The sequence below is a fragment of the Streptomyces sp. NPDC043853 genome, assembly GCF_056436025.1.
The window spans coordinates 56428-81645 of the sequence record NZ_JBWKDJ010000022.1 but is presented as its reverse complement, the minus strand read 5'-3'; the positions used below and the strand labels follow the sequence as shown (position 1 = coordinate 81645).

General features: G+C 71.0%; 27 protein-coding genes and 1 pseudogene. 17 read left to right on the top strand and 11 right to left on the bottom strand.

Going from position 1 to position 25218, the window contains the following annotated elements; translation table 11 throughout:
- Positions 1–10: 10 nt before the first annotated feature.
- From AC067U_RS35995 to AC067U_RS35980, 4 genes are all read left to right on the top strand, one after another.
- Complete coding sequence (locus AC067U_RS35995; RefSeq protein WP_478834065.1) at positions 11–1381, top strand: aldehyde dehydrogenase family protein; 1371 nt, start codon at positions 11–13, stop codon at positions 1379–1381.
- Positions 1382–1908: 527 nt separating this feature from the next.
- Positions 1909–3672 (top strand): S8 family peptidase, encoded by a 1764-nt coding sequence (locus tag AC067U_RS35990; protein ID WP_478834064.1) that lies wholly within the window; start codon positions 1909–1911, stop codon positions 3670–3672.
- A gap of 10 nt (positions 3673–3682) precedes the next feature.
- The gene (locus tag AC067U_RS35985; RefSeq protein WP_478834063.1) at positions 3683–3958 is read left to right on the top strand and encodes a hypothetical protein; all 276 of its coding nucleotides are present in this window, start codon (positions 3683–3685) and stop codon (positions 3956–3958) included.
- Positions 3959–4836: 878 nt separating this feature from the next.
- A complete protein-coding gene (locus tag AC067U_RS35980; RefSeq protein ID WP_478834062.1) occupies positions 4837–4986 on the top strand; it encodes a hypothetical protein in 150 nt (49 codons plus the stop codon).
- Between the two features lie 233 nt (positions 4987–5219).
- Here the strand turns inward: AC067U_RS35980 and AC067U_RS35975 are convergent, their stop codons facing one another.
- The 4 genes from AC067U_RS35975 to AC067U_RS35960 form a co-directional block, all read right to left on the bottom strand.
- Entirely contained in the window at positions 5220–6083 is an 864-nt protein-coding gene (locus tag AC067U_RS35975; protein WP_478834061.1) for an NAD(P)-dependent oxidoreductase, read from the bottom strand.
- A 488-nt stretch (positions 6084–6571) separates the two neighbouring features.
- Positions 6572–7645: a tetratricopeptide repeat protein gene (locus AC067U_RS35970; protein WP_478834060.1), complete on the bottom strand. Its 1074-nt coding sequence runs from the start codon at positions 7643–7645 to the stop codon at positions 6572–6574.
- Positions 7645–8706: a tetratricopeptide repeat protein gene (locus tag AC067U_RS35965; RefSeq protein ID WP_478834059.1), complete on the bottom strand. Its 1062-nt coding sequence runs from the start codon at positions 8704–8706 to the stop codon at positions 7645–7647. Before AC067U_RS35965 ends, AC067U_RS35970 begins: the two co-directional genes overlap by 1 nt.
- Complete coding sequence (locus AC067U_RS35960) at positions 8703–10082, bottom strand: AAA family ATPase (protein WP_478834058.1); 1380 nt, start codon at positions 10080–10082, stop codon at positions 8703–8705. The genes AC067U_RS35965 and AC067U_RS35960 overlap by 4 nt, the downstream gene beginning before the upstream one ends.
- Positions 10083–10217: 135 nt before the next feature.
- Here AC067U_RS35960 and AC067U_RS35955 point away from each other — a divergent pair, with 135 nt between their 5' ends.
- From AC067U_RS35955 to AC067U_RS35945, 3 genes and pseudogenes are all read left to right on the top strand, one after another.
- The gene (locus AC067U_RS35955; protein ID WP_478834057.1) at positions 10218–10502 is read left to right on the top strand and encodes a hypothetical protein; all 285 of its coding nucleotides are present in this window, start codon (positions 10218–10220) and stop codon (positions 10500–10502) included.
- A 22-nt stretch (positions 10503–10524) separates the two neighbouring features.
- Positions 10525–10758: pseudogene (locus AC067U_RS35950) on the top strand (transposase); the annotation flags it as partial.
- Between the two features lie 188 nt (positions 10759–10946).
- On the top strand, positions 10947–11471 hold the full coding sequence (locus tag AC067U_RS35945; RefSeq protein WP_478834056.1) for an AAA family ATPase: 525 nt from the start codon (positions 10947–10949) through the stop codon (positions 11469–11471).
- A gap of 138 nt (positions 11472–11609) precedes the next feature.
- Here the strand turns inward: AC067U_RS35945 and AC067U_RS35940 are convergent, their stop codons facing one another.
- Complete coding sequence (locus tag AC067U_RS35940) at positions 11610–12221, bottom strand: CGNR zinc finger domain-containing protein (RefSeq protein WP_478834055.1); 612 nt, start codon at positions 12219–12221, stop codon at positions 11610–11612.
- 225 nt (positions 12222–12446) lie between these two features.
- Here AC067U_RS35940 and AC067U_RS35935 point away from each other — a divergent pair, with 225 nt between their 5' ends.
- Complete coding sequence (locus AC067U_RS35935; protein ID WP_478834087.1) at positions 12447–13175, top strand: SDR family NAD(P)-dependent oxidoreductase; 729 nt, start codon at positions 12447–12449, stop codon at positions 13173–13175.
- A gap of 413 nt (positions 13176–13588) precedes the next feature.
- Positions 13589–13930: an FG-GAP repeat domain-containing protein gene (locus AC067U_RS35930; protein ID WP_478834054.1), complete on the top strand. Its 342-nt coding sequence runs from the start codon at positions 13589–13591 to the stop codon at positions 13928–13930.
- A 151-nt stretch (positions 13931–14081) separates the two neighbouring features.
- On the opposite strand, the gene AC067U_RS35925 is transcribed toward AC067U_RS35930, so the two are convergent.
- Positions 14082–14459, bottom strand: a complete 378-nt coding sequence (locus AC067U_RS35925) for a winged helix-turn-helix transcriptional regulator (protein WP_478834053.1) — start codon at positions 14457–14459, stop codon at positions 14082–14084.
- A gap of 120 nt (positions 14460–14579) precedes the next feature.
- Between AC067U_RS35925 and AC067U_RS35920 the strand changes: the two genes are divergently transcribed.
- Positions 14580–15455, top strand: a complete 876-nt coding sequence (locus AC067U_RS35920) for an NAD(P)-dependent oxidoreductase (RefSeq protein ID WP_478834052.1) — start codon at positions 14580–14582, stop codon at positions 15453–15455.
- Positions 15456–15469: 14 nt separating this feature from the next.
- Here the strand turns inward: AC067U_RS35920 and AC067U_RS35915 are convergent, their stop codons facing one another.
- Entirely contained in the window at positions 15470–16135 is a 666-nt protein-coding gene (locus tag AC067U_RS35915; protein ID WP_478834051.1) for an NADPH-dependent F420 reductase, read from the bottom strand.
- A gap of 103 nt (positions 16136–16238) precedes the next feature.
- Here AC067U_RS35915 and AC067U_RS35910 point away from each other — a divergent pair, with 103 nt between their 5' ends.
- Complete coding sequence (locus AC067U_RS35910; RefSeq protein ID WP_478834050.1) at positions 16239–16613, top strand: winged helix-turn-helix transcriptional regulator; 375 nt, start codon at positions 16239–16241, stop codon at positions 16611–16613.
- A 111-nt stretch (positions 16614–16724) separates the two neighbouring features.
- Here AC067U_RS35910 and AC067U_RS35905 read toward each other — a convergent pair whose 3' ends face one another.
- Together AC067U_RS35905 and AC067U_RS35900 are read right to left on the bottom strand one after the other, a co-directional pair.
- Positions 16725–17048 carry a hypothetical protein gene (locus AC067U_RS35905; RefSeq protein ID WP_478834049.1) on the bottom strand — a complete coding sequence of 108 codons (324 nt, stop codon included), beginning with the start codon at positions 17046–17048 and terminating at the stop codon, positions 16725–16727.
- 323 nt (positions 17049–17371) lie between these two features.
- Complete coding sequence (locus AC067U_RS35900; protein ID WP_478834048.1) at positions 17372–18319, bottom strand: quinone oxidoreductase family protein; 948 nt, start codon at positions 18317–18319, stop codon at positions 17372–17374.
- A 101-nt stretch (positions 18320–18420) separates the two neighbouring features.
- On the opposite strand from AC067U_RS35900, the gene AC067U_RS35895 reads away from it, so the two are divergent.
- Positions 18421–18864, top strand: coding sequence for a MarR family winged helix-turn-helix transcriptional regulator (locus tag AC067U_RS35895; protein ID WP_478834047.1), 444 nt, complete (start codon positions 18421–18423; stop codon positions 18862–18864).
- 272 nt (positions 18865–19136) lie between these two features.
- Complete coding sequence (locus tag AC067U_RS35890; RefSeq protein ID WP_478834046.1) at positions 19137–19439, top strand: antibiotic biosynthesis monooxygenase family protein; 303 nt, start codon at positions 19137–19139, stop codon at positions 19437–19439.
- Between the two features lie 135 nt (positions 19440–19574).
- Here AC067U_RS35890 and AC067U_RS35885 read toward each other — a convergent pair whose 3' ends face one another.
- Positions 19575–20435 (bottom strand): SAM-dependent methyltransferase, encoded by an 861-nt coding sequence (locus tag AC067U_RS35885; RefSeq protein WP_478834045.1) that lies wholly within the window; start codon positions 20433–20435, stop codon positions 19575–19577.
- A gap of 568 nt (positions 20436–21003) precedes the next feature.
- Between AC067U_RS35885 and AC067U_RS35880 the strand changes: the two genes are divergently transcribed.
- The 4 genes from AC067U_RS35880 to AC067U_RS35865 are packed head-to-tail and all read left to right on the top strand — an operon-like array spanning position 21004 to position 24018.
- The gene (locus AC067U_RS35880) at positions 21004–22068 is read left to right on the top strand and encodes a polyprenyl synthetase family protein (protein ID WP_478834044.1); all 1065 of its coding nucleotides are present in this window, start codon (positions 21004–21006) and stop codon (positions 22066–22068) included.
- Between the two features lie 56 nt (positions 22069–22124).
- Entirely contained in the window at positions 22125–22781 is a 657-nt protein-coding gene (locus AC067U_RS35875; RefSeq protein WP_478834043.1) for an ABC transporter ATP-binding protein, read from the top strand.
- Entirely contained in the window at positions 22778–23578 is an 801-nt protein-coding gene (locus AC067U_RS35870) for an ABC transporter permease (protein ID WP_478834042.1), read from the top strand. Before AC067U_RS35875 ends, AC067U_RS35870 begins: the two co-directional genes overlap by 4 nt.
- The gene (locus tag AC067U_RS35865; RefSeq protein ID WP_478834041.1) at positions 23575–24018 is read left to right on the top strand and encodes an SRPBCC family protein; all 444 of its coding nucleotides are present in this window, start codon (positions 23575–23577) and stop codon (positions 24016–24018) included. Before AC067U_RS35870 ends, AC067U_RS35865 begins: the two co-directional genes overlap by 4 nt.
- 532 nt (positions 24019–24550) lie before the next feature.
- On the opposite strand, the gene AC067U_RS35860 is transcribed toward AC067U_RS35865, so the two are convergent.
- On the bottom strand, positions 24551–25054 hold the full coding sequence (locus tag AC067U_RS35860; RefSeq protein WP_478834086.1) for a MarR family winged helix-turn-helix transcriptional regulator: 504 nt from the start codon (positions 25052–25054) through the stop codon (positions 24551–24553).
- Positions 25055–25218 lie beyond the last annotated feature (164 nt).

The window sequence follows — 25218 nt, the reverse complement described above, 5'->3', positions numbered from 1 at the left end:
AAAGGCACCCATGACCGCCGCACCCACCGAACCGTCCGAGCTGACCGACCCCCGCACCGGGCGGGTGCGCGGTACGGCCGTCCTGTCCCGGGAAGGGGAGGTGGCGGCCGCCGTCGGGGCGGCCCGGGGCGCCCTCCCCGGCTGGAGCGCGCTGACTCCGAAGGACCGGGCCCGCCGGCTGGACCGTCTCGCCGCCCTGATCGAGGAGCACGCCGATCAGTACTCGGCCCGCGAGCGGGCGGGCACGGGCAAGCCCGGGACGGAGACGGCGGGGGAGATCGAGCAGGTGGCGGACCTGTTCCGGTTCTACGCTTCGGCCGCGCGCGCCCGGACCGCCCCTGCCTCGGGGCATCTGGCGGCGGGCCACGAGAGCTGGGTCCGCTGGGAGCCGGTCGGCGTGGTCGGGGTGATCGTGCCGTGGAACTACCCCCTCCTGATGGCCGCCTGGCGTTGCGCGCCGGCCCTCGCGGCGGGCAACACGGTGGTGGCGAAGCCAGCCGAGACCACCCCCGACAGCCTGGAGCTGCTCGCGGAGCACGCGGCTCTGGCTCTGGGTGCGGCGGTGCTGCAGTACCTCCCGGGCGACCGGCGGACGGGCCGGCTGCTCGTGGAGTCCGGGGTGGACATGGTCGCGTTCACCGGCAGCGGCCGGGCCGGAGCCGACGTCGCGGCGCGGGCGGGGATCCGCCGCGTCAGCCTGGAACTGGGCGGCAACGCACCCGCGATCGTTCTCCCGGACGCACCCGCCGACTCCTACGACGCCCTGGCGGAGGCAGCCACGTACAACGCGGGCCAGAGCTGCGCCGCACCCGCCCGGGTGATCACCCTCGCGGAGAACTACGAGGAGACCGTCACCGGGCTCGCGGCGGCGATGGGAAAGCGGCTGGCCGGCCGTGACTTCGGTCCGCTGAACAATGCGGACCAGACGGCCCGTTACGACGCGCTGGTCACCGCCTCCGCCGCCAAGCGGAACTTCGCGGCCGGCCTCTCCCCCGATGCCGACGAGGAGCGGGGCCACTGGCGCCCGGCCCGCCTGCTGGCGGATCTTCCGCACGACGACCCGGCCGTCACCGAGGAGGTGTTCGGGCCCCTCCTCACCGTCCAGCAGGCACCGGACGTGGAAGGGGCCCTGGCCCTGGCGAACGGCGTCCCGCAGGCCCTCGGGGCAAGCGTGTGGACCGCAGATCTGACCACGGGCCTCGACCTGGTCGGCCGGCTGAACGCCGGCGAGACCTGGCTCAACTGCCACCTGGTGCAGACGGCCGAACTCCCGCACGGGGGGCGGGGGACGTCCGGCCACGGCACCGACCTGAGCGTCCTGGCGCTCCACGAGTACCAGCGGCCGAAGACGGTGACCGTACGGGTGCCGAGCCGGCGGTGACCCACCGCTCCCCCGGCGAGATCTCGTCGGCGGTGGCCGGAACCTCGTCCGGGACCCGCATCTGCGCTTCGGAGTACCGCGCACGATGCTCGCGCCGGCCGTCGTCCAGACGTGACCTCGGGTCGTCCGTGACCCGGCCGGCCCGGAGCGCGTACCAGAGATCGTTCAGCTCGGAGTGGTAGTCCAGCGAAGCAGTGTTCAGCATGACGTAGCAGGCCCGAAACGGCCTCATCGATGGCACGCCGGCGCCGACGCATCTCGGTGGAGTCCGGATCCCCCACTCGCCGCCTTCATCCGTTGGTTCCGGCGCACATCCTCGGCGGGCCCAGGGACGGCTTTCGAGGGGACATGGGCGGTGGATCGTGCTGTGGGCAAAGGAAGGTGTGCGGGTGCCGCCACGTCCCGCCCCGCCTGCGCAACCAATCGAGTGACGTCCGCAGGCGAGGGCATGTCGGCCATGCACCGGCACCCGCCCGCGGTCAAGGCTGGGGACCACCACCTCGACGAGCCCTGAAGGAAGAGCGGCCATGGACTACACCAAGCTGGCGCCTCCGTTGGCAGCGACGTACGAGCGTTACCAGCGGGAGGGCGGCAGGCGCGAGACCCTGCTTCGGCAGGCCCCGATGCTCGGCCTCGTCTCCGTCCGGGAGCGAGCCAAGCCCCTGCGCGTCGTAGTCACCCTCGAATGCGACCCGGACGCCATCCTCGACGGCGGTCTCGGCGACGGCATCGTTCTCAATGAGGGCGGCAGGAAGGTACGGACCGCCATCGTCGACATCGATGCGCTCGAACGACTGAGCGAGCACCAGGGCATCAAGCGCATCGTGCCCGCCAACCGGCTGCGCCCGTACATGAACCTCGCCCAGCAGAAGGTCGGCGTGTCTCAGTTCCGGACGAACTCCGAACTGACCGGCAAGGGCGTCATCATCGGCATCGTCGACACCGGCATCGACCCGCAGCACCCCGCCTTCACCGGGCGCATCGAACGGATCTGGGACCAGACCGTGCGCAGCGGCACCGGGGTACCGGAGGGCCGCTACGGAGCGGAGTTCGCCAACGCCGGCATGGCCATGGCCTCCCTGTCCCGCGACGACGAGGGCCACGGAACCCACGTCGCCGGCATCGCCGCCGGTGCGGAGGGCATCGCCCCCGAGGCGCGCCTGGTGATCGTCAAGACGGACTTCGACGACGCCCACATCATCGACGGCATCCAGTACGTCTTCCGCGTCGCCCGCGACCTGGACATGCCGGCGGTCGTCAACCTCAGCCTCGGCGGCCACTTCGACGCCCACGACGGCACCGACACGATGTCCCAGTCGATCGAGGAGGAGTGCGGCCCCGGCCGCATCGTGGTCTGCGCCGCCGGCAACGAGGGCGACGACGACATTCACGCCCGGATCACCGTCCCGCAGGGCGCCACCCGCCAGATCCCCTGTCACCCCGGCGTCTTCCGCGGCGAACCGGACGTGTTCCTGCTCAACGGCTGGTACGCGGGCAGTGACCGGCTCGAGATCGCCATGGCCTCCCCGACCGGCGCAACGACACCCTTCCAGCCCGTACGGAACACGGAGCGGCCGAGCGAGGTCTTCGACCTCCCGGGGGGCAAGGTCCAAATCACCACGCCGGGCCCCAACGCGGCCAACGGCGACATCAACTTCCTCATCCAGGTTGAGCCGGAGATCACCCACGGTCCCGCCAACGCCGGCCCCGGCAAGTGGAGGCTGCTGCTCCGAGGAGCGAACGTCACCAGCGGCAAGGTCGACGTCTGGATGCTCGGCCGTGCCGATGCCCGGCCGCAACCGCAGTTCAGCGGACCTGCCGTGCACGACGCCTTCAAAGTCGGTTCGCCCGGCGCCGCCACGTCGGCGATCACCGTCGCCGCATTCACCACCCGTACCGAGTGGACGGACATCGACGGCGTCGACCGGGAGGCCACCTGGCTGGAACTCGGCGACATCGCGAGCTTCAGCAGCGAGGGCCCGCGCCGAGACGGGGCGCAGAAGCCCGACATCACCGCCCCCGGCGCCATGATCGTCTCAACCCTGTCCCGGGACGCCCTCGACATGGAGCCGGCCTTCGTCACGGACGATCAGCACGTGGCGCTCCAGGGCACCAGCATGGCCTCCCCCTTCGTCGCGGGGCTCGCCGCCCTGATCCTGGAGCGTGATCGCGGCTGCGACCCGCGGAAGCTGATGGAACTCCTCCGGGAGAACGCGGCCGTCCCCGGCGCCGGCGCGGGCAGTTTCGACCCCAAGTGGGGCCACGGCCTCATCAACGCCGCCAACCTCTGAGAATCGCCCCGTGGACTACCGGAAACTCGACGCCCCGCTCGCCATGGCCGTCGACACCCAGGACCGCGCCCCCCGGGCCCGGGACATGCTGGTGCTCGTACGGCTGACCGAACCCCCCTCACCGGCGCAGCTCGCGCACCTGCAGAGCCGGGGCGTGGACAGTGCCGCCGCACCCGACCGCACCGTCATGACGGGAACCCTCTCCCGGGAGGATGTTGAAACCCTTTCCGAGCAGCACTGGGTCCACTCCCTGACCCTGTCCGCGACCCGCAGCCCGACCACTTGAACACACCCCCTGTCCGCGGTGAGCGGCCGAACCCGGCCCACCGGTCCACCGGTCCATGAGCGTGATCTCACAGGCCGCTTGCCCGCAGGCCGTGGTGGACGGCGTGCCGGACCAGCCACACGATCTCGGCGGGCGCAGCCCCTCTGCGGTGAACGCGACCGCCCCCGGCCGGAGGGTTTCCGGTCAGGGGCGGTCGGGTGGGTCGCTCGGCGGGGATACCCAGCGCGGTCACCCCGTAGGGGGCTCACCGCCCACTTGGGCAGCAGGTCCTCCTGGAGCATCGCCGCCGTCCGTGCGAGGTCGGGGATCGGTAATCTCGGGCCATGGCGGAGATACCTGTAGGGCACTTCTACGACGAACCCGCCGACGACTACCACCTGATCTGCTCCGACTGGGACGCGAGCATCCGCCGACAGGGGGAGGCCCCGGATGCCCTGATCGGCCCCGGGCGCCGCTTCCGGCTCCGCCGCCTCCGCCTCGCTGTCGGCCAGGAACCTCTCGATGACCGGCCCGAGGCGGTCGGAAAGTGCGTAGGCGCCGCCGAACGGCAATGCCTCCGAAGGCACCGATCCCGTCGAGCACCGGAGCTGACCGGCCTGCTGGTCATGCCACACGTAGAACGTCGCAACCCCCGGAAAGCCCAGCTCGCGGATACGGACCTGGATGGCTGAGGCTGTCCGCTCGAAGGCGGCCACCACCGCGGAGACGGACACCGACCTCCTGTCCTCCTCCCCTGCACTCAACCACCAGGTGTTGGTCTCCCACTCCACCCGACGGTCAGCCGGCTCCAGTACCAGGGGCTCGTCCGCCACCTCAGCGATCCACGTCAACAGCACCGCAGCAGTATCCCCGCATAGCCCATGGCCCAAGGAACCGCCATGGGAAACGACGTCTCGTTCCATGGATTCCTGCTCGTCGACCGCTCCGTTCAGGCCCGTAGGATCCGGGGCACCGACGCGATCAGCAGGACGGGCGAGACCGCCGTTCCAATGATGATCACCGGCATGGCCTCTCACAAGAGGGGGTGACTACCAGCTTCGTAGGCGGCCCCTGACCTGCGGAACGGCCATCAGCCGCCAGAGGCCTGCCAAGACCCGTGGTCAGCGCCCCGACGGCTTCCTCCCGGCGGGAGGACGCGGCCGACGCCGCGGCACGAGCGCGGGCCGGCCCGGCCGGCGACCGGCCGGGCGTGGCCACCGTGGGCGTTGGGTTGGGCAGGGGAAGCGCGGTGGCATTCCCGGCCGAGCGCGCGAGCGGCCGGCTACGCCTGCGCGGTCGGGTTCACTGTGCTCCAGTCCTCCCCGCCCCTCCCGTCGGCGAGCGCGGCGGCGAAGAGCGAGAGGACCCCGTCGAGGAGCGGGTGACTGTTCTGCCCGGCCTCCTCGGCCATGCGGGCCGCGTAGGTGAGGTCCTTGTGGGCCCATGCGGCGGAGAAGTTCACCGGCTCGGGCGGGGTCAGGTAGCTGTCCCAGGCGAGCCGGGTGACCACGCCTCCGGGGCGGTCGAGCAGGGCCTCTCCGACCTGGCGCGTGTCCAGGCCCGCCGCCTCGGCGATCCGGAGCGCCTCGCCGAAGCCCGCCAGGTGCATGGCCTGCAAGGCGTTGAGGACCAACTTGAAGCGGGTCCCCGCGCCCGCCGGACCGAACTGCTTAACCTCGCGGGCGATCGCGTCGAGCACCGGCTCCAGGGCCGGCAGGCCGCTCGCGTCGCCGCCCGCGAGCAGTACCAGGTTCCCGGTCCTGGCTGCTGCGGCTCCGCCGGTGAGTGGCATGTCGTAGAAGGCCAGTCCCCGCTGTGCGCAGTCGGTGGCCAGGTCCTCGATCCAGCCGACCGAGAGGGTGGCGGAGGCGATGAGCACCGTGTCGCGGGCGGCGCCCGCCAGGATGCCGTCCGGTCCCAGCCATACGGCACGGGACGAATCGTCGTCGGCGGTCACTTCGAAGACGACGTCGGCGCCGGCCGCGGCCTCGGCCGGGGTCGCTGCCACGACGGCGCCACGGTCGGCGAGTCCGGCCGCCTTCTGCGGGCTCCGGTTCCACACCGTCACGGTGTGACCGTGCTTCAGAAGGTTCTCCGCCATGCCCTGGCCCATGATGCCGAGGCCCACCACCGCCACGTTCGCCATGTCGCGATTCCTTTCATCCGTTTGCGCACGATAATGCCCCGGCTCGTCCGCCTGTGCGGCGCCGGGTCGGTCCCAGTCTGCGCGAACGGAACCCCCTCCGGGACACCCGTCCAGGAGGGGCCCTCGCCGGGGCCGTCTCGCACGCCGGGGTGATCGTCACACTCGATGGGTCGGAGATCGACAAGGCACCCGGGCCGGAAGAGTCCTGCGGACGCGGCGGACCGGGGTCGCCCCGAGCAGGCCGGGCTTCCGATCACCTCGGGACGCCGACGTACGACGGGCCTGCGCTGCGGGGGGGGGCAGCGATGCCGGCCGGCGGCAGCATCGAGTACCACCGGCGCATGGACGGGCCAAGCACAGCGGTTGGGGCGGCGGTCCTGGAGGCGGTCGCCCGTGTGCTGCGACCGGGCGACGGCTAATGGTGCTTTGTTGTGACAGCCCTACGACACCAGCCGGCAATGCACTACTGGGCGCTGCTCCCCTGTCTCCTACGGCTTCTGCGCGCGCTGCTGGAGGGCGGTATGGCCGGCCACGGACGTGACGAGCGCGAAGAAGAACAGCGGGATCGCGAGCGCGCCGAACACGGCGCTGCGCCACAGCACCAGAGCCAGGGCCGAGTGGACGATGAGCAGCGCGATGGCGAACGCCATCCCGAGGACCGGCCGGCAGCCGCGCGAGACCAGCAGGAGGGGGCGGCGCAGGTGGGGCGGGATCCGCCGGGTCTGCCACAGCAGCCAGCCTCCCCAGCTGCCGACGAGTACGGCCGCGCACACCAGGTGGGTGACGAGGGCGTCGGTGCCGGTGGCGCCCGCACGCAGGTGGGCGGAGCCGGACGCCACCGCGACGGTTCCGGCGAGGGCCACCCAGCGGGAGCCCATGGCCGTTCCCCAGGCCATGTTCTCCAGGTGGTGGCGGGCCCGGTGGTCGTTCAGGTCGAGGGCGGCGGCCTGGACGAAGCCCTCGGCGGCCCGGGTCCACGAGCCGGGACGGAACCAGCGGCGGTGCAGATGGAGCAGCGAGAGGCTGTTGTGGGCCGCGCTGCTGTCCGGGTCGAGGCGCAGCGCCGTCTCGTAGGCCTGTCTGGCGGCTCTGTGGTCGCCCGTGCGGAAGGCGGTCAGGCCGACGAGGACGTGCGCGTCGCTCTCCTCGGGGGCGAGGGCGGCGGCCGTGCGGGCCGACTCGTACGCGGCCCGCTTGCGTTTCCTGCGGACGGCGTCGCCGTGTAGGACGATGCCGAGGTTGTAGTGGCTCGCCCAGTGCTGTGGGGCGAGTTCGACGGCGCGCCGCGCGGAGGCCTCGGCCTGCTTGTACCGCTTCAGGGCGAGCAGGACGTGGGTGTGGATCAGCCGGGCGCTCACCGAGTCGGGTGCGACGCGCAGGGCGTGTTCGACGGTGGTGAGCGCCTGCTGCGCGTCGCCGAGGCGGTGCCGGCAGCGGGCGAGCAGCACGAGTGCGGTGGCGTCGTCGGGGTGGCCGGCGAGGTGCTGGGCGGCGAGCGCGGCGGCCTGCTCGTGGCGTCCCAGGTCGAAGAGGGCGTCGGCCTGTTGCAGGGCCCGGCTCATCAGACCTTGTCCCGGTCGTGGGTGATGCTGAGCAGGTTCGGTACGAGCGCCAGCCAGAACAGGACCTGAGGAACGGTGCGCTCGCTCCACGGAAGGGCCACGAGCAGCAGCGCGCACAGGGTGGCCCAGGTGGCCTGGCCGAGCACGACCCTGGGCCAGAACGAGCGGCGCACGAGCGCGAACACGGTGAGCTGTGCCCCGGTCCGCAGCCGCCGGTAGCGGCGCCAGGCGCCGAAGCCCCACACCGCGGCCATCAGGGTGAGCGCCCACAGCCGGGTGCCGGGATGGACGGGCAGCTCCTTCGCCTCGCCCCCGGTGGGGAAGACGTCGACGGTGACGGCGGCCATGACCAGGCAGAGCAGGGCGAGCCATCGGGTGCCGCGCAGCATCCGGTAGACGGCCCTGTCGAGGTCGGAGCGGAGCGACTCGGAGTCGGGGGCGGCGGCGAGTGCGCCGGCGTAGAGGTCGGCGGCCCGGGCGGCGGACGTGCCGGGCTTGCGGGCCTCGTGCCAGGTGACGTCGGTGACGGCGAGCTGGTCGGTCGGGTCGATGCGCAGGAGCTGCCGTACGGACTCCTGCACCAGGTCGGGGCGGCTGTTGAAGCGGGCGACCTTGTACATGGTGTGCCACGTGTCGACGACGTCGGGGCCGAGCCGTACGGCCTCCTGGGCCTCCTGGAGTGCCTCCTCCTTCGTCCCCACGAAGATCAGCATCTCGGCGCGCTGGGCACGCGGGCCCCAGCGTTCCGGCGCCAGGCGGATGGCCTCGCGCTGCGACTGCTCGGCCTCGGGCAGTCGGCTCATCTTGCGCAGGGCGAATCCACGCATGAAGTGCCCGTCGGCGAGCTGGGGTTGGAGCTTCAGCGCCTGGTCGGCGGCGTCGAGCCCCTCCTCGTTGCGACCGAGACCGGTGAGACAGCGGGCGCGCGCGGTCCACGCCTCGTGGTCGTCGGGTGCCTCGGCGAGACGCCGGTCGAGGAGGTCGAGGGCCTCCTCGTGCCGCTTCATGCCGTGGAGATGGAGGGCCTGTTCGACCCGTGGGTGCAGGGAGGTTCCACTCACAGTTTGCGCTTCTTCTTCAGGTAGGCGACCAGGTCGTCGTACACACCGCCGTCGTTGGCGAACATGGCGACGTTGCGGGCGGAGGCGAACCAGGATTCGCTGGACGGCTTGATCTGCTTGGCCGCGTTCAGGAGGTCCTTGGTGCCGATCATGCGGACGGTGCCGGAACGGGCGGAGTCCAGGAGCGCGTACTCGGCCGCGCTCTCGCAGACATGGGCGAGATCGGCGCCCGAGAAGTCCTCGGTGGCCTTGACGATCCTGCCGAGATCGACGGACTCGATGGGGCGCTCGCGCAGGTGGTAGCGGAGGATCGCCTCCCGGGCCGGGGCGTCGGGCGGCAGCACGAGCAGGGTGCGGTCCAGGCGGCCGGGACGGCGCAGGGCGAGGTCCACGTCCCAGGGGACGTTGGTCGCGGCGAGCACGAAGACGCCCTCGTTCTGCGCGGCGTTGATGCCGTCGAGCTCGGTGAGGAGCTGGTTGACGACATTGCGCAGACCGCTGTGGTACGTGCGCGAGCGCTTGGCGCCGAGCGCGTCCAGCTCGTCGAGGAAGACCACGCAGGGCGCCTGGCGGCGGGCGGCCTCGAAGATGTCGTGGAGGTTCCTCTCCGAGGTGCCGATGTACATGTCGAGGATGTCGGAGAGCGAGACCGACATGAAGCCGGCACCGAGTTCGCCTGCGACGGCCCGCGCGATGAACGTCTTGCCGCAGCCGGGCGGGCCGTAGAGGAGCAGGCCGCCGCGGAGCGACTTGCCGTACAGCTTGCGGAGTTCGGGGTTGCGCATCGGGGCGAGGAAGGCGGCTTCGAGCCGGTCCTTGACCTGCTGCATGCCGCCGACGTCGGCGAGGCGTACGTCGCCGGGGGCGTCGATGTCCCAGGCGGACGCGTCGGCCGGGTCACCGCTGCCGTCCGCGGTCAGGGGGGCCTCGGTGGTATCGCCTGCGTCGGCGGGGTCGGCCGGGTCGGCGGGGTCGGCGGGGTCACCGGCGAAGCGGGGGCCGACGACGTCGGCGACTTCCTGCTCGGCGGCCGTCCAGTCGAAGGCGCGGGGTCGTGTGCCGTCCGCGGCGGGTGAGGGGGCGGCGGACGCGGAGGCCTGGGGCGGAGCCGTGGCGGGCGCGGGCGGGGGCGGCGTTGCGGTGGCCGCGGGCGGGGGCGTGCCGACCGTGGGCAGTTGCATGGCGCGGACCATCAGGTCCCGTACGGCTTCGTCGCCCGGCGCGTGCTGCAGCGCGACCGCGGCTTGCGTGACGGCCTCGTCGTGCCTCCCCTCCGCGAGGAGCAGTTCGGTGAAGTGCAGCCGCAGGGGCACGTCTTCGGGAGCGGCTGCGACAGCGGCCCGCAGGCTACGGATGAGAGGTGACTCGTCGGACATGGGGTCAGCCTAGAAAGCGGCCCGCGGCTCTCGTGCACCGGGTACGGTCAAGATCGACAGGCGTAAGTCGCGTGAGAGGGTGGCCGCCCACGCCGGCTTCTCAGGCCAGGTCCTCTCCCGAAAGGCGCACGGCACATGGCCGACAACCAGGAGCAGCCGCTCCCCCAGTCCACCCCCAGGCGCTACACCTCCGGCACCGGACGGCCGTCGACAAAACCCCTCCCCAAAGAGAAGAAAGTCGTCCGCACGCTCAGCGTCAACGGCCAAATCTGGGAAGCAGGAAAAGCCCAGGCCGGCCAAGACGAGATTTCCATCAGCCACGCCATCGAGACCATGCTCTCCGCCTACGCAGCCGGACTCATCGACATGGCCGGTCTGGCCGCGGAACTCGCTGAGCACAGCGACACCACCACGGAATAGGCGGGACAGCTGGTCCCTGCCGGTGGTCGGTTGGGGTGGCGGGGCGAGTGAACGCAAGTCGCACCCGAGCGACTCATTGGACGAGCAGTGGTCGTTGATGGAGCCGGTGATCACGGCGTGGAGGCACCGGCACCGTTCGGTCAGCGGCCACCAGGGCGCGTACGCCATGCGGGAGCTCGTCAACGCGATCCTCTACCAGGGCCGGACCGGCTGTCAGTGGGCCTGCCTCCCGCACGACTTGCCGCCGAAGAGCGCGAAGGGCACCCGCGCCAAGCTCAAGCGCCTGGTCAAGCGCGACATCCTCACCGAGGTCGACGTCGGCGGCTTCACCAGGAAGCAATAGCCGCCGAGCACCGCGACAAGCAGCCCCACTCCAGCCTCATCAGTGGCCTGATTTCTGCTGTCCCTGTTCCCGCGGCCCGCACGACGCTAGCGTCGAGCCTCATGATCGTATGGCTCAACGGCACCCATGGCGCGGGCAAGACGACGACCAGTGCGCTCGTGCAGCAGCTGATCCCCGATTCACGGGTGTTCGACGCCGAGAAGGTCGGCGAGACACTCATGGACATCACGCCGGGGTTGCCCGCTACGGGCAACTTCCAGCACTGGCCGCCATGGCGGCCGCTCGTGGTCGAGACCGCCCGACGCGTTCTCGACTACACCGGCGGCACTCTGGTGATGCCCATGACTGTCCTGGTCGAGCAGTACTGGCGCGAGATCAGCTCGGGCCTTGCTCAGCACGCCATTCCGGTCCGGCACTTCGTCCTCCACGCCGACCAGGACACCCTCCGCAGGCGCATCGCGGGCGACACCGTTCTTGGCCCCGACTCCCCGTTCCGTCTCCAATACCTTGAGCCCTACGCCGAGGCGGCCCGCACCTGGCTGCACGCCGAGGCCGAGGTCGTCGACACCACACACCTCACACCCACCCAGGCCGCCCTCCAGATCGCAGAGGCCGTCAAGAATTGAGAGGGAAGACCTGCCGGCGTCAAGCCTCGCAGGTGCCAAGAAGCCTGCCTATGTGACAACCAGCGGGCTTCGACCCCATCGGGAGGTGACGGCACCCGGGGACAGCACGGCGCTGCGATCAGGCAGTCGGCCGCGGCCTCACGCCTGGGGCGGTGCCTCACTCTCCCGGCGCTGCCGCCGGCGGTAATTGCGCATGGATACCTGGGAGCCACAGCCGGTACTGCAGTAAAGCCCTGCCCCGTTGCGAGTGCGGTCGAAGAATCCGAAATGGCACGGGGGGTTGCGGCACGCCTTGATGCGCCCCCAGTCGCCGGTCTGTGCGAAGGTCGTCACCGCGGCCAGAACGGTCCCGAACACGCGCGGCACCCCTGCCTGCGGCGACGCCAGCTCGACGCCACCGGCTGTGACCACCGTCGCCAGCGGATAGAGCGCACCTGCGCGCCTGAGGTGTTGCTCGGCGTGCCGGAGCGGCTCGCCCAGGCTCTCCTCGTCGCCCGAGTGCGCGAGCAGCAGGGTCACCAGAGCGTCACGCAGCTCGCGCGCGGCCGCGGCATCGGCATCGGTCGCCACGGTGTCGCCGCCGAACTCGTCGTGCTCCGCGAGCCATGCCGCGAACGAGTGCCCGTCCCCGAACAGCTCTCGCCGGCCGGCTCCGTCCGCGCGCGTGTTCACGAACGCGAGCACGGTTTCCACCACCGGCATGACGGTGCGCGGGCTGGGTTTCGCAGATCCGGCTGCAGCATCGCTCATCACCCCATCCTACACCAGCAGGAAGAGGCACTAAGTCGCCTAATGGGCAACATGTAGCGCCACTTGGCTTGACTCGTTGCTAGCTAACTGCCTACGGTCGCAACATGAACGGAACATCAAACCAGCAGACCGTCCCCCGCACGTGGCTCATCACCGGAGCGACCTCCGGCATCGGCCGCGAACTGACCCTCCAGGCACTGGAGAAACGGCGATCTCGTCTCGGCGATCGCCCGCGACACCGCTTCCCTGGACGAACTGACCGAAGCGCATGGCAACCGCCTGCTCCTCGTCCGGGCAGACGTGCGTGACGAGCAGGCCGTCCGGGAAGCGGTGGAGCGCACGCTCTCGCGGTTCGGCCGCATCGACGTGGTGGCCAACAACGCCGGCTACGGACTCTTCGGAGCCGTCGAGGAAGCCTCCGACACGCAGGTCCGCGCCGTGTTCGACACCAACGTCTTCGGAGTGCTCAACGTGCTCCGCGCGACGCTGCCGGTACTCCGCTCCCAGCGGTCCGGACACATCCTCCAGGGCTCGTCGGTCTACGGGCAGTCCGCCCACCCCGGCGTGGGTCTGCTGGCCGCGACCAAGCACGCGGTCGAGGGACTGTCGGACGCACTGGTGGCCGAGGTTGCACCGCTCGGCATCAAGGTCACGATCATCCAGCCCGGACTGACCGCCACCCCCTTCCTGTCCAACCTCGACGTCGCTGCCGGCCTCGACGACTACGACCGGACCGTCCGCCAGGTCCAGAAGGGCATCGGAGAACTGCCCGCATCCGCGTTCTCCTCCGCAGCCCGGATCGCCGAAGGCATCCGAACTGCGGTCGACAGCCCCAACCCCCCGCTGCGCCTGGCCCTCGGCACCTCCAGCGCCACCGGAATGCGCACCGCCCTGAAGGCCCGCACCTCAGACCTGGACGACTGGAATCGCGTCACCGACGCCGTCGACAGGTGATCACAAGTCCCGCAGGGGGCCCCGGCGCCGGCAACCGAGGCCCCCTCGGCTGCGCGATCCGCACACACCCAGCCCGAACACAGCGGCCGAACCGCGCCGACTGCACGCCCCCTCCGCCGGGGGGTGGTGCAGGCGCGGATCGGGGCGGGTTATCCGCCGGCCTCACACCTGGCGGTGATCACCGGCAGGCTACTCACCCGGTCTGTACACCGCTCCCGGAATCGACCTTCCGGCTGTCGTGCGGGCCGCTTTCGTGATTTCGGGGGAATCCGACGTGCTCCGTCGATCCGTGCCGGCGGCCGTACTCAGCTCGCCTCTCGTAGCCGCCGTCCTGCCGTTGGCGGGGGCCTCTGCACGTGTCCGTCCACGACCTGGAACGCCGCAAGGATCCGAACCTACCCTTACCCCGGATCATGCTGAACTGGAAGCTGTACGGGACGATCGCGGGCGCCGGTGACCTGAACGGCGACGGGGTCGGGGACCTGGTGGCGATCGACGGCAACGACGCGCTGTGGCGGTATGACGGTGAGGCGACCGGCACCGTCAAGGCGCGGGTGCGGGTGACCGCGGACGGCTGGTCGCAGGGCCGGAACTCCCTCGTCGGCGTCGGGGACCTGAACAAGGACGGTAGGGCCGATCCCGTCTCCCGTACGGCAGCCGATGACCTGGTCCGCAACGACGGCGACGGCAAGGGCGGATTCGGCGCCACCGTGCAGATCACCGGGGGCTTCGGGGGTCTCAGAGGCATCTACTGAGCGCTGAGCCGTCGGAATCGGCCCGGTCGCCGACGTGGACCCACCGGTCGCAGGCTGGGCAACCGAGATGCACGCGCCGGTTCACGGGGCGTGCGAAGTGTCCTTGGCGACCGAGTGGGCGACGGCGGTCGTGTACCTGACGATCGGGCAGCTATCGCTGGACCTGCGCAGCAGAGTCGCCGGAGACCCTTTCGGCCCCGATCCGTGCCATGCGTTCATGGCCCCATTGCCCCAGGGCGGCCAGGGCCTCGTTGAGGGACACACCGTGTTCCGTCAAGGAGTACTCGACCTTCGGCGGTACCTCTCGATACACCTCACGGTGCACGAGCCCGTCTTCTTCCATCTCCCGCAGGTGCTGAACCAGCATCTTCTCGCTGACCCCGGGCAGGCCGCGCCGAAGTTCCGCGAACCGGCGGGTCCCGTAGTGGTGCAGTTCCCAGAGGATGAGGGATTTCCACTTGCCGGCGACCACGTCCATCGCCGCGTCGATGCCGCAGAAATAGGGGCCGCGCCGTGCTGTCGGTGCCATCCGTCCTCCACGAGCTACTTACTCACAGGTGAGTACCTCACTAATTAGTCCGTACTGGTCAACCGTACTGGCTGGAGCGGAGGATCGAGGTGAACGACAACGACCGCAGGAGTGCTGGGAATGACAACTGACAACAGCGTCCGGGTGAGTGTGCTCGGGCTGGGGGCGATGGGCAGTGCCCTCGCGGGCGCCCTGGTGAAGGGCGGATACGCGACCACGGTGTGGAACCGCTCGCCGGAGAGGGCGGGCGAGCTCGTCGCACTGGGGGCCACGGCCGCCGGTACGGCGGGCGAAGCGGTCCGGGCCGGCCGGCTGGTGATCGTGTGCCTGCTGGACCACGCGTCCGTGCACGAGGTGCTCGGCCCGATCGCCGGTGAGCTGGCGGGCCGAACCCTGGTCAACGTGACGACGACGGCACCCGCCCAGTCACGGGAGCTGGCCGACTGGGCGGCCCGGGCGGGGATCGCCTACCTGGACGGCGGTGTGATGGCCGTGCCGCCCGTGATCGGCGGACCGGGGGCGTCGATCCTCTACAGCGGATCGGCCGAGGTGTTCGACGCATACAAGCCAGTGTTCGACCTGTGGGCGACGAGTACCTATCTCGGTGAGGACGCCGGGCTCGCGTCCCTCTACGACCTCGCCCTGCTCGCCGGCATGTACGTCATGTTCGCCGGATTCATGCACGGCGCCGCGATGGTCGCACCGGCCGGCGTCACGGCGGGCGAGTTCGCCACCCGGGCCGCACCGTGGCTGACCGCCATGACCGCTGCCTTCCAGGGATTCGCCGAAGTCATCGACGGCGGCGACTACACCGTAGAAGGCCAGCAGAGCCTTCACTTCTCCGACCTTGGTGACATCCTCGCCGCCAGCGCCGACCAGGGCATCGGCACCGACGCCGTCGCCATGGTGCAGCGACTCATCCGACGCCAGATCGACGCGGGCCACGGTGAGGAGGGCTTCGCCCGAATCTTCGAGAGCATCAAACGACCGGGCTGAGGCGTGCGCCAGGGCTAAGGAACGTCGTCGACGGCGCCGGGAGACAGGGCGGGGGAAGGAAGGATATGGCGTGCCTCACCGCCGGACCACCACACGCCGATGGCGAGGACCGCAGCCGACTCCAGCAGCGCCGCCCGGGGCAGTCCGCCGCAGGGAAGCGGCGAGCAGCTCATCGAAGTGATCAGCTCCGCCGTGAGGGCGGCTGCGGCGGGGGTGTTGGCACAGAAGGGAACGGCCAGGGGCGCGCCCTCGAAGGCGGGCCGCGGCAGGGTCCAGATGCTCTCGTGGCAGATGCCGAAGACCTTGGCGACACCGGCGCCCGGCGCGGCGGCCGCGATGCGCGCGGCGACGGAGTCCGTGCCGCCCGTGGTGGTCAGGTCGGGTCCGTCCGGGCCGGGCGCCATCGGGACCGTGCAGTCGAGTACCGTCCGCCCGGTCAGGACGGGAGCGAGTTCCTTGGCCAACTGCGGTGCGCTGTCCGCCGGTAGGGCCATCAGGACCGCCTCGCCGTAAGCAGCCGCCTCGGTGAGGCTGCCGGCCCCGGCAGCTCCGATCCTTGCCGCCGCCGTGGCCGCGGCCGCCCCGTTCCGCCCGCCCACCAGGACCTGGTGACCTGCCCGGACCCAGGCACCGCCCAGGGCCGTGGCCATGGAACCCGTGCCGAGAATGCCGATGCGCATGGTGCTGCTCCCCTTTGCTCTTGCCTCGTGGGATGTCATGACCCGGACGCTAAGGGGGCCGATGCATACCGCGTGGTGTGCATCGGCCGGGCAGGATGGGCGCATGGGAGAACGCGAGGAACTGGCGGGGGACGGGTTCGCGGCGGACTGCCGGGCCCGGGTCGCCTTCGAGGTGCTGGCGAACCGGTGGGACAGCGTGGTGGTGTTCGTCATCGGCGAGGGCGGTCCGATGCGCCCGCGCGCCCTGCTGGACCGGATCGGCGGGATCAGCCCCAAGGTGCTCAACGATGCGTTGCGGCGGCTGGAGTACAACGGGCTGGTGGAGCGCCGCCGTTACGCGGAGGCGCCACCTCGCGTCGACTACGCCCTCACCGAGGCCGGCACGGCCCTGCTGTTTCCCATCCGCGCGATGGGCACCTGGGCCGCCCGCTACGCGGACACCGTCCTGGCCTCCCAGGACCGCTTCGACACCCGCTGACACCGCGACGGTCCTTGCACGATCGACTCGGCGCTTTCTCTCCTGCACGCCGGTCTGACGCAGGTCGCCCGGGGGCGGGCGAAGAACTCTTCCCCCGCCCCGGCACCCGAGTCAGTGCCCGGCGCGGCTCCTCGCGGTGCTCGCCGAGACCCGGTACGGGATGCCGCTTTCATCGACCACGAAGTGGCCGCGCCTGGCGCCGTCGAACCTTCCCCTCGTGATCCACTCGATCAGGGCCGCCTGGTAGGTGGAGTAGGGGCCGGCCCAGGCTTCACCTCGGCGTCCCCCGTAGGGAACGCCGCTCGCCGGCGTGCAGCGCGGGCCCGAACAGCCGGCGAGGTGGAGCAGGTGGCTGCCGCACTGCACCTGTACCAGCACCTTGGCGGACGTCCCGAGGCTGTTGTGAATGGCGGGGCCCCATGCCGGGTCAGCCACCACGTCGTCCGTGCCGTGGATGACGAGCGACGGCGTCGTCAGCTGCCCCGCGACCTGGGAGTTCCAGCCGTACAGGGAGAACGTGGGCGAGCGGTTGAGTCCTGCCGGGTTGTCGGGGGCGCTGCCTCCCCATGTGCTTCCCAGGGTGTTCTTCCTCCCTCATCTGTGCGTCCTGTCTCGAGTCGCCACCGAGCGGCGTCAGGAGTTCCTATGGCGGATCCTCGGTGCCTGGCCAGACCCGTCCCCCGAACGGATCGCAGAGTTCATCCGATGTCGCCAAACAGCAGCGTGGCCTTTGCGGCACCGGGCTCGCCCGGCTCGCGTCATCCGATGCGGACGATGGCCTTGCCCCGACTGCCTCCCGTGGCGAGGCGCTTGAGCGCGGTGTCGACGTCGGCGAGTTCGTACTCGGCGGTGATGTCGATGTTGATCCGTCCGTCGGCCAGCAGGCGCAGGGCTTCGGCCGCGGTGGCGGCGAGGCGCTCGGGGTGGGTCTGGCTGAGCAGGGCGCTGTTGTAGGTCAGGACTGACGTACCGTTCATGAGCAGGTTGTTGGCGTCGATCTGCACGGGCTCGAAGGTGGCCATGTTGCCGTAGACGGCGAGGCGTCCGTACCGGTCCAGGCGCTCGAGGTTGGCCAGGCGGGTGGGGCCGCCGATGGGGTCGAGGATGACGTCGAACCGCTCGTCGGCGAGCGCGTGGGGAAAGTCGGTGCGGGGCACCAAACGGTGGTAGCCGATCCGGGCCGCATAGTCGGTCTGGGAGGCGGTGCCGCCGACACCGACGATTCGGGCGGCTCCTGCGGCCTTGGCGAACTGGGCGGCGAGTGATCCGACGCCGCCGAGCGCCGCATGGATAAGCACGCGGTCGCCGGGGCTGACACGGGTGACGGTGTTGATCAGGTCGTGGGCCGTGGGGGTGGCCCAGCCGAACGCCGCCGCGGTGCGCAGGTCGATGTCCGCAGCGGGGAAGGCGAGTTGGGCTGGGGCTGTGGCGATCTCGGCGAAGGCGCCGGAGGTGGTCAGCGCGGTGACCGGTTCGCCGATGCGGGCGGGGTCGACGCCCTCTCCGACGGCGGTGATGTGTCCGGCGGCCTCGAAGCCGGGGATGAAGGGGCGCGGCGTGGGGAAGTGGCCGTTGCGGGTGAGGAGATCGCCCCACTGCAGGCCGGCGTAGGCGACACGGATCGCGACCTCGCCCGGGCCGGGGACGGGCACCTCGGCGGTGGAGAGCACGAGGCGGTCGTCGGAATCGAGGAGGATGGCCTTCATGAGCAAGCTCCCTGGGTGGAATCAGTATCCTGATACCGAGAGAACGTAACGACTATCAGGTTCCTGAGTCAAGGAAGGATCCTGAGTTTGGAGTGGGCGTGATGACCGAGGGCCCTGCGGAGGAATACCTGTGCACCCGCATCCGGCGCACGGAACAGGCGTTGATGGGGCATCACGAGGCGGTCCTGCGGGGCTACGGCCTGACCATGACCCAGTACACCGTCCTGCTGGCGCTCTCCCGCGCGGCGGAGGGAATGTCCGGGGCACAGCTGGCGCGCGCATGCGGCGTCACCCAGCAGACCATGGCGCAGGTACTGACCGGCCTGCAGAAGAAGACCCTCATCGAGCGGCAGCCCTCGCCCGTGCACGCCAAAGTCCTCATCGCCTCGCTCACCGGGCCTGGCGCGGAGCTCCTCGACCGCGCCTACCAGGAGGTGATCGTTCTCGAACGGGCCCTCTCCAACGCGTTCACCCCCGCCGAGCACGCCACCCTGTGCTCCCTCCTCGAACGCGCCCGCGAAGTCCTCGTCGCCCAGACCCCGTAAGAGCGCTCGGGCAGACGCCACCCCACGCGACCGTGTACGCCCGGGGGGCTCGGCAACCCGTAGCGGTGGCAGCACACGCCGACCTGCCTTCACATCGGCAGAATCAGGCCTTGAGCCACTGGGCACTCGGAAACCCGAACCGCGGTGCTGTTGTGCAAACCGCCACTTGAACCCCTGCTCGGAAACGGGAAAGTTGGTTGATCATCCGGCGTCACCGGGCAGCCGGCGGCTCCCGGACCTGTAAGGCCGGAGAACGTGAAAGGGGTACGGACATGTTCGCAGTGATCTACCGTTGGCGGCTTCAGCCCGGCAAGGAGCAGGGATTCATCGACGGATGGCACCGGGTGACCGCGGCCATTCACGCACAGTGCGGGAGTTACGGGTCCAGACTGCACCGAGCGGACGACGGCACCTGGGTGGCCTACGCTCGCTGGCCCGACGAGGAGACCCGCGCCAAGTGCGCCACGCCCGACCCGGAGGGCCTGGCCATGATGCGGGAAGCGGTGGCCGAGGGTTTCCCGGAGATCCGTATGGAGATCGTGGACGACATGCTCGCCGAGCCGGCCACCACCTGAGGCCGGCCACGGCGGCTCCGGTGCCATCAGGGCCTTGGGAAGGCATCCGCCGAGGTCCCAGGACGCCGCGGCTGCAGGTCACCGAGCTGGAGCGGGGCGGGGTCGACGGCGAGACCCGGTGCGACCTGACTCGGTTCAGTCCGTGGAGCTGCGGGCGTGGAAGAGGCCCCAGCGCAGCAGGTGACGGCGGGTGATGTCCGCCCAGAGGGGGAGGTTGTCCAGAAGTTCGTCGAGGTAGGCGGCGCTGATGACCTTGCGCAGTTCGCCGCTGCGGCGGCGTACCTCCTGTTCGAGGCGTGCGTAGTGGGTGATCAGGTGTTCGGTGTGGTCCTCGAAGTCGGCCTTCAGGCCGAGGCGGGACAGGTGGTCCTGGTAGAACGACGGGGTGGCCAGGGTTGTGACGCCGAGCCGGGAGAGTGCGGGCCGCAGGGCCTGGGCCGGGGTCGTTTCGGCGGCCATGATGTCGGAGAACACCAGGGCTCCGCCCGGCTTGAGGACCCGCACTGCCTCCTGGAGCGCGCCGGCCCGGTCGGCTACGTGGCACAGGACTTCCAGCGACCAGACCACGTCGAAGTGTGTGTTCTCGTAGGGGAGGTGGCTCAGGGAGCCGGTCTCGACCTCGATCAGACGGTCAAGCCCGTGTCGGGCGTTGGCCGCGCGATGGCGGCGGTTGTGCTCCTCGCTGAGGTCGAGGGCAACGACCCGGCAGCCGAAGCGCTCGGCGAGTGCGCGGGACGAGCCGCCGTACCCCGAACCGAGGTCGAGGACCGTGGCATCCGGGCCCAGCAGGTCCGCGATGCGGTCCGCGGCGTGCTGCACCGTGCGGCGGGAGGCGCCCGCGATCACCTCCCCTGTGTGGGCGTACATGCCGATGTGGATGTCCTCACCGCCCCAGACGGCGTCGTAGAACGCGTCCACGTCGCCGGTGTCGTAGTAGAGGCGGGTGGACGCCTCATGGTCAGGAGCAGGTGCGGCGTCTGCGACGTCATCGGTCATGACGGGTGGATTCCCCACATCTGCCTCGCCGACTCCCGACCGGCTGCGAATCAGCCGCCCGTCGACCGGTCGGCCCAATGGCCGGCGGCAACCCATGGTCCCCGGCGCCGGCAGAGCCCGGCCGCCCCGCGGCGAGACACAGCGGCCCAACCGGTGGAGTGCGTGGCATGGGTGACCTCCGCGCCGCTGCGTCCGATCCCCGGCGTCCATCCGGACGCCGTTTCCAAGCAACGCCGTCCCGCGACGGCGGCGGCGCCCGCCGAGCGGGGACCTGGCTGCTCCACGACCGCCCCGGCGCCGAGCCGCCGCCATCCACCTCACGGTGGCCGCGCACATCAGCGGATGTGTCCGCGTCCGGCCTCTGCCGGCTGGGGAATGCTCGCGGACCCACGGAATGTCGGTCGGCGGATTCGGCGACCTCGTCTCGGCTGCCTGTCCTGCATGCCGGTGGTGTCCGGGACCGGCATCGGTCCCATCGGCGCCTGGTGGTGATCGAGCCGGTCACAACCCGTGACGGTCGTCGTCGTTAGAGGAGGGGAAGACGGGACGAGTCGGGAGTGCGCGACGGATGACGGACACATCAGCGCAGGGTGTCGGCCCGCTGGGCGTGCGTGAGGCCGGGGCCGGTGGTGAGGAGCTGCTCCGGCGCGGGACGGAGCTCGTCGAGCCTTCGCTGCGCGCGGCCGTGCAACGGCTGCATCCGTCCGTCGCTGCGGTGTGCGACTACCACTTCGGGTGGGACACGAACGGAACCCCGGACGCCGGCTTCCGGGTGGGCAAGCGGGTGCGGGCGGCGCTGGCGCTGCTGTCGGTACGTTCGGCCGGCGCTCCCGAAGGGCTGGCCGCGGTGGCCGGTACGGCCGTGGAGCTGGTGCACCAGCTGTCGCTGCTCCACGACGACATCATGGACGGCGACACCGAACGGCGGGGGAAGACGGCCGCCTGGGCGAAGTTCGGCGTCGGCGCGGCGGTGCTGGCGGGGGACGCACTGGTCGTCCAGGCCGTCGCCACGCTCGTGCGGGCGCATGCTCCGGGCGCCCGCACGGCCACCGAGGACCTCGTGGCAGCCGTGGAGCAGATGGTGCACGGGCAGGCGGAGGACCTCGCCCTGGAAGAACGCCCGCTGGGCGAGGTGTCCGTGGAACGGTACGTGCGCATGGTGCGCGGCAAGACGGGCGCGCTCTTCGGCTGTGCGGCGGCGCTGGGGGCCGTACTGGCGCAGGCCCCGGCGCCGGTGGTGCGGGCGCTCCGCGCGGCCGGCAGCGATCTGGGGGTGGCGTTCCAGGTCCTGGACGACGTACTGGGGCTGTGGGGTGATGGCGCACTCACCGGCAAGCCCGTCGGGGCCGATCTGGTGCGGGGGAAGAAGACGCTGCCGCTGGTGCTGGCCGCCTCCTCCACCACCGCCGAAGGCCGCAGAGCCGCTGATCTGCTGGCCACGGGGCCGCTGCCCGAAGCCCGCGTCTGCGAGGTGATGGGCCTGCTCAGTGCCGCCGGCTGCCGGGAACGGGCAGAGGAAGCGGCCGGCCGGTACGTCGCATCGGCCCTCGCCGGGCTGGAGGGCGTCGTACCCGAGGAGGCCATGCGGCAGTGGCGGACGCTGGCGGCCTGCCTCTCGCGTCGTCGGCGCTGAGAGGACACGGCCCGTGAATGAGCTGGTGTCAGGTTCCGTGTGCGAGGAGGAGATCCATGGTGCTGTCCGGTCCGTACGCCCTGCGCGTGCGCGACGTCCACAAGTCCTACCGGTCCCGACGCGTGCTCAGGGGCGTCTCGTTCCGCCTCGAGCCGGGCACGCTCGCGGGAGTCGTGGGTGAGAACGGGTCGGGCAAGAGCACCCTGCTGAAGGTGCTCTGCGGGCAGCTGGCCGCCGACGCCGGCGAGGTGGAGCACCACGGTTCGCTGGGGTACTGCCCGCAGGAGGCGGTCCTCAACGACGCGCTGACCGTCGACCAGCACCTGAGCTGGTTCCGCAGGGCGTACGGCCTTCCCCGGACCGCTCGTGCCGAGGAGCTCCTGGAGGAACTGCGTTTCGCCGAGTACCGGCACACCCGGGTGGCACAGCTCAGCGGCGGCACCCGGCAGAAACTCAATCTGACCCTGTCGCTCATGCACGATCCGCAGGTGCTGCTGCTCGACGAGCCGTACCAGGGTTTCGACTGGGAAACCTACCTCCGGTTCTGGGACGTCGCCTGCCGGCTGCGGGACCGGGGCCGCTGCATCCTGGTGGTCTCCCACGTCGTGCACGACGCCGAGCGCCTCGACGTGGTGCACCGGCTGCGGGACGGGGTGACCGCGCCACGGCGCGAGGAGGGCCGTGTGCTCGCCTCCGGGAAGGACGCGGGGTGAGCCGGTGGTGGGAGACGCTGCGGACCGGGGCCGGATTCGCGTTCCTGGAACACGCCCGTAATCGTCTGGCTCTCGTCCTGGTCGTGGTGTTCATCCCGCTGTGGCTGAGTCTGGGGCACTGGTTCGTCGCCCCCGATCGGGTGCCGTTCCTGCTGCGCGCCACCGGGGAGCGGGTGACCGTCGACGCCAACCACCTCACCATGGTGTCGGGGGCCGTGAACACGGTCACGCTGGTGGTCGGGTTCATGATGTTCATGACGACCTTCAAGGCCCTCGCGTTCGACCGCCGGCTCGTCCTGGCGGGGTATCCCCGCGGCCCTCTCCTGGTGTCGAAGGTCGTCGCGATGACGGTGGCCTGCGCGCTGATCGCCGCCTACACGACCGCCGTGGTGCGGTGGTACTGGGATCCGGTCCAGCCCGCTGTCCTGGCGCTGGGGTTGTTCACCGCCGCCCTGAGCTACGGGGGCATCGGCATCCTGCTGGGGGCGTTCCTGCGGAGCGAACTGGCCGGGCTCTTCGTCATCATCATGGCCAGTCTCTTCGAGGCCATGATGCAGAACCCGGTCAGCAATCGGGAGGCGGACAGGGACGGGCTGCAGTTCCTCCCCGCCTACGGCCCCACGCAACTCGGCTTCACCGGGGGATTCACGCCCACGCGCGTCCCGGACGCCTACCTGTTCCTCGGGCCGGCCTGGTTCCTCGCCACGTGGGCGCTCGGTACGGCCGCCTTCCTTGCCCGCACCCGCAACCATCTGCCCGGCTCCGCCGCCCCCGCACGAGCAGGAACCATCGCGTGAACCGTGACGAGATGCTCTTCACCGGCACCTGGCGGACCCCGCTGTCCCCGGATGCGGCATACACCGCGCTCGCCGACCTCGGCGCCTACCCCACCTGGTGGCGCGACTTCCGCACGGTCGAACCCGTGGACGGGCGCGCATGCGTCGTCGTCATCCGGTCCGTCCTGCCGTACACGCTGACCACCCGGCTGACCGCCGTCCGGGAAGATCCGGCCGCAGGCGTCCTGGAGGCGGCACTGGACGGCGACATCACCGGCGCCGTGCACTGGAAGGTGGAGCGAGGTGAACCGCACGGCAGCGTGGCGCACTTCACCGAACGCGTCACCGTCCACAAGGCGGCCCTCCGGCGCTGGATGCCCATCGCCCGACCGCTCTTCCACCTCAACCACGCCCTCGCCATGCGGTCCGGAAGGCGAGGACTCGCTGCCCTGGCGCCGTGAGGGCACCCCGTCGCCCGTCGCGGCGGCGCACGATCACCGGTCTCGCCGCCCACCACGCGGGCGTGGACACCGCCCGCGCCCGACAGTGGCAGGCCGCCCGACGCACTCGCCCGCGCGGTCGCCCACCTCGCCGCCACCCAGGACGAGACCGGAACCCGGCCCGGCACGCCCGTCATGGCCGGCCCGCGCCCCTTCCTCGTCCACTACCCCACCCACACCCACGCCTTCGCCGCCCAAGGACTACGCGACCTCACCAGAGTCCACCCGCAGCCCCTGCCGTAGGACGCAGCGAGGCCGGGAGAGCCCGGCAGCAGGCCAGGTCGGCCATCCGGTCCGAGTGCACGTCGGGGAGCTCGACGTCCCGCCGAGCGGGAGCAGCAGGCCGCCGCGGGCTGTGGCCGAGCGCCGAACCGGTCGCCCGCGGCCGACACCCCGCAACGGCACCCCCAAGGCCTCCGTCTGCCGCCCCGATGCCGACCGGGCCCGCAACGCCGCCCGCGCATCCCCGCAGGCGCGCCGACCGAGGGCGTTCCTACGGGGCGGGGGTCGCGGGTTCCTGCGAGGCTCGCGCTGCGGATTCCTGCGGGGCCGGCCCTTGGCAGGCGGTGCGGGCGTCGTCTTCCTCCGTGCGCGGCCAGTGCCGTCCTTCGTGGGCCTCGACGCTGCGGTTGAGCCGGACCAGGACGTCCTCCAGCTGCTGTATCTCCTCCGGGGACCAGCCGGCGACGACCTCGGCCAGGCAGGACCGGTTGGCCTCACGGTCCCCGGCGAGCCGGCGCCCGCCTTCGGCGGTGATGCGCAGCTTGCGGGCCATGCCGCCGTCCGGGTCCGCCACGCGCTCGGCCAGTCCGCAGCGCAGCAGTGCGGCCGTCTGGCGGTTCACGGTCGAGGTGTCGAGCCCGAAGGCCTCGGCCAGCTGTCCGATGGACATCGGGCCCTGGGTGTCGATCCGGCTGAGCAGCAGGTACGCCGACCGCTCCAGGCGTTCGGGGTCGCGTTCGCGCCGGGCCAGCACCTGGTGCCGCGAGAGCAGCATCAGCTCCCGTTCCAGTTTCTCCAGCACTGCGCCTCCCGCTCCTTCCGTCGCTCCATTATCGCGAACCCGTGGGCCGGCGGACCCCTCACGGGTGGTCTGCCGACGGATCCGCGCGAGGCCCGGATCGGGCAATATGCATCGTACATAGTGTGTGTACTATGCAT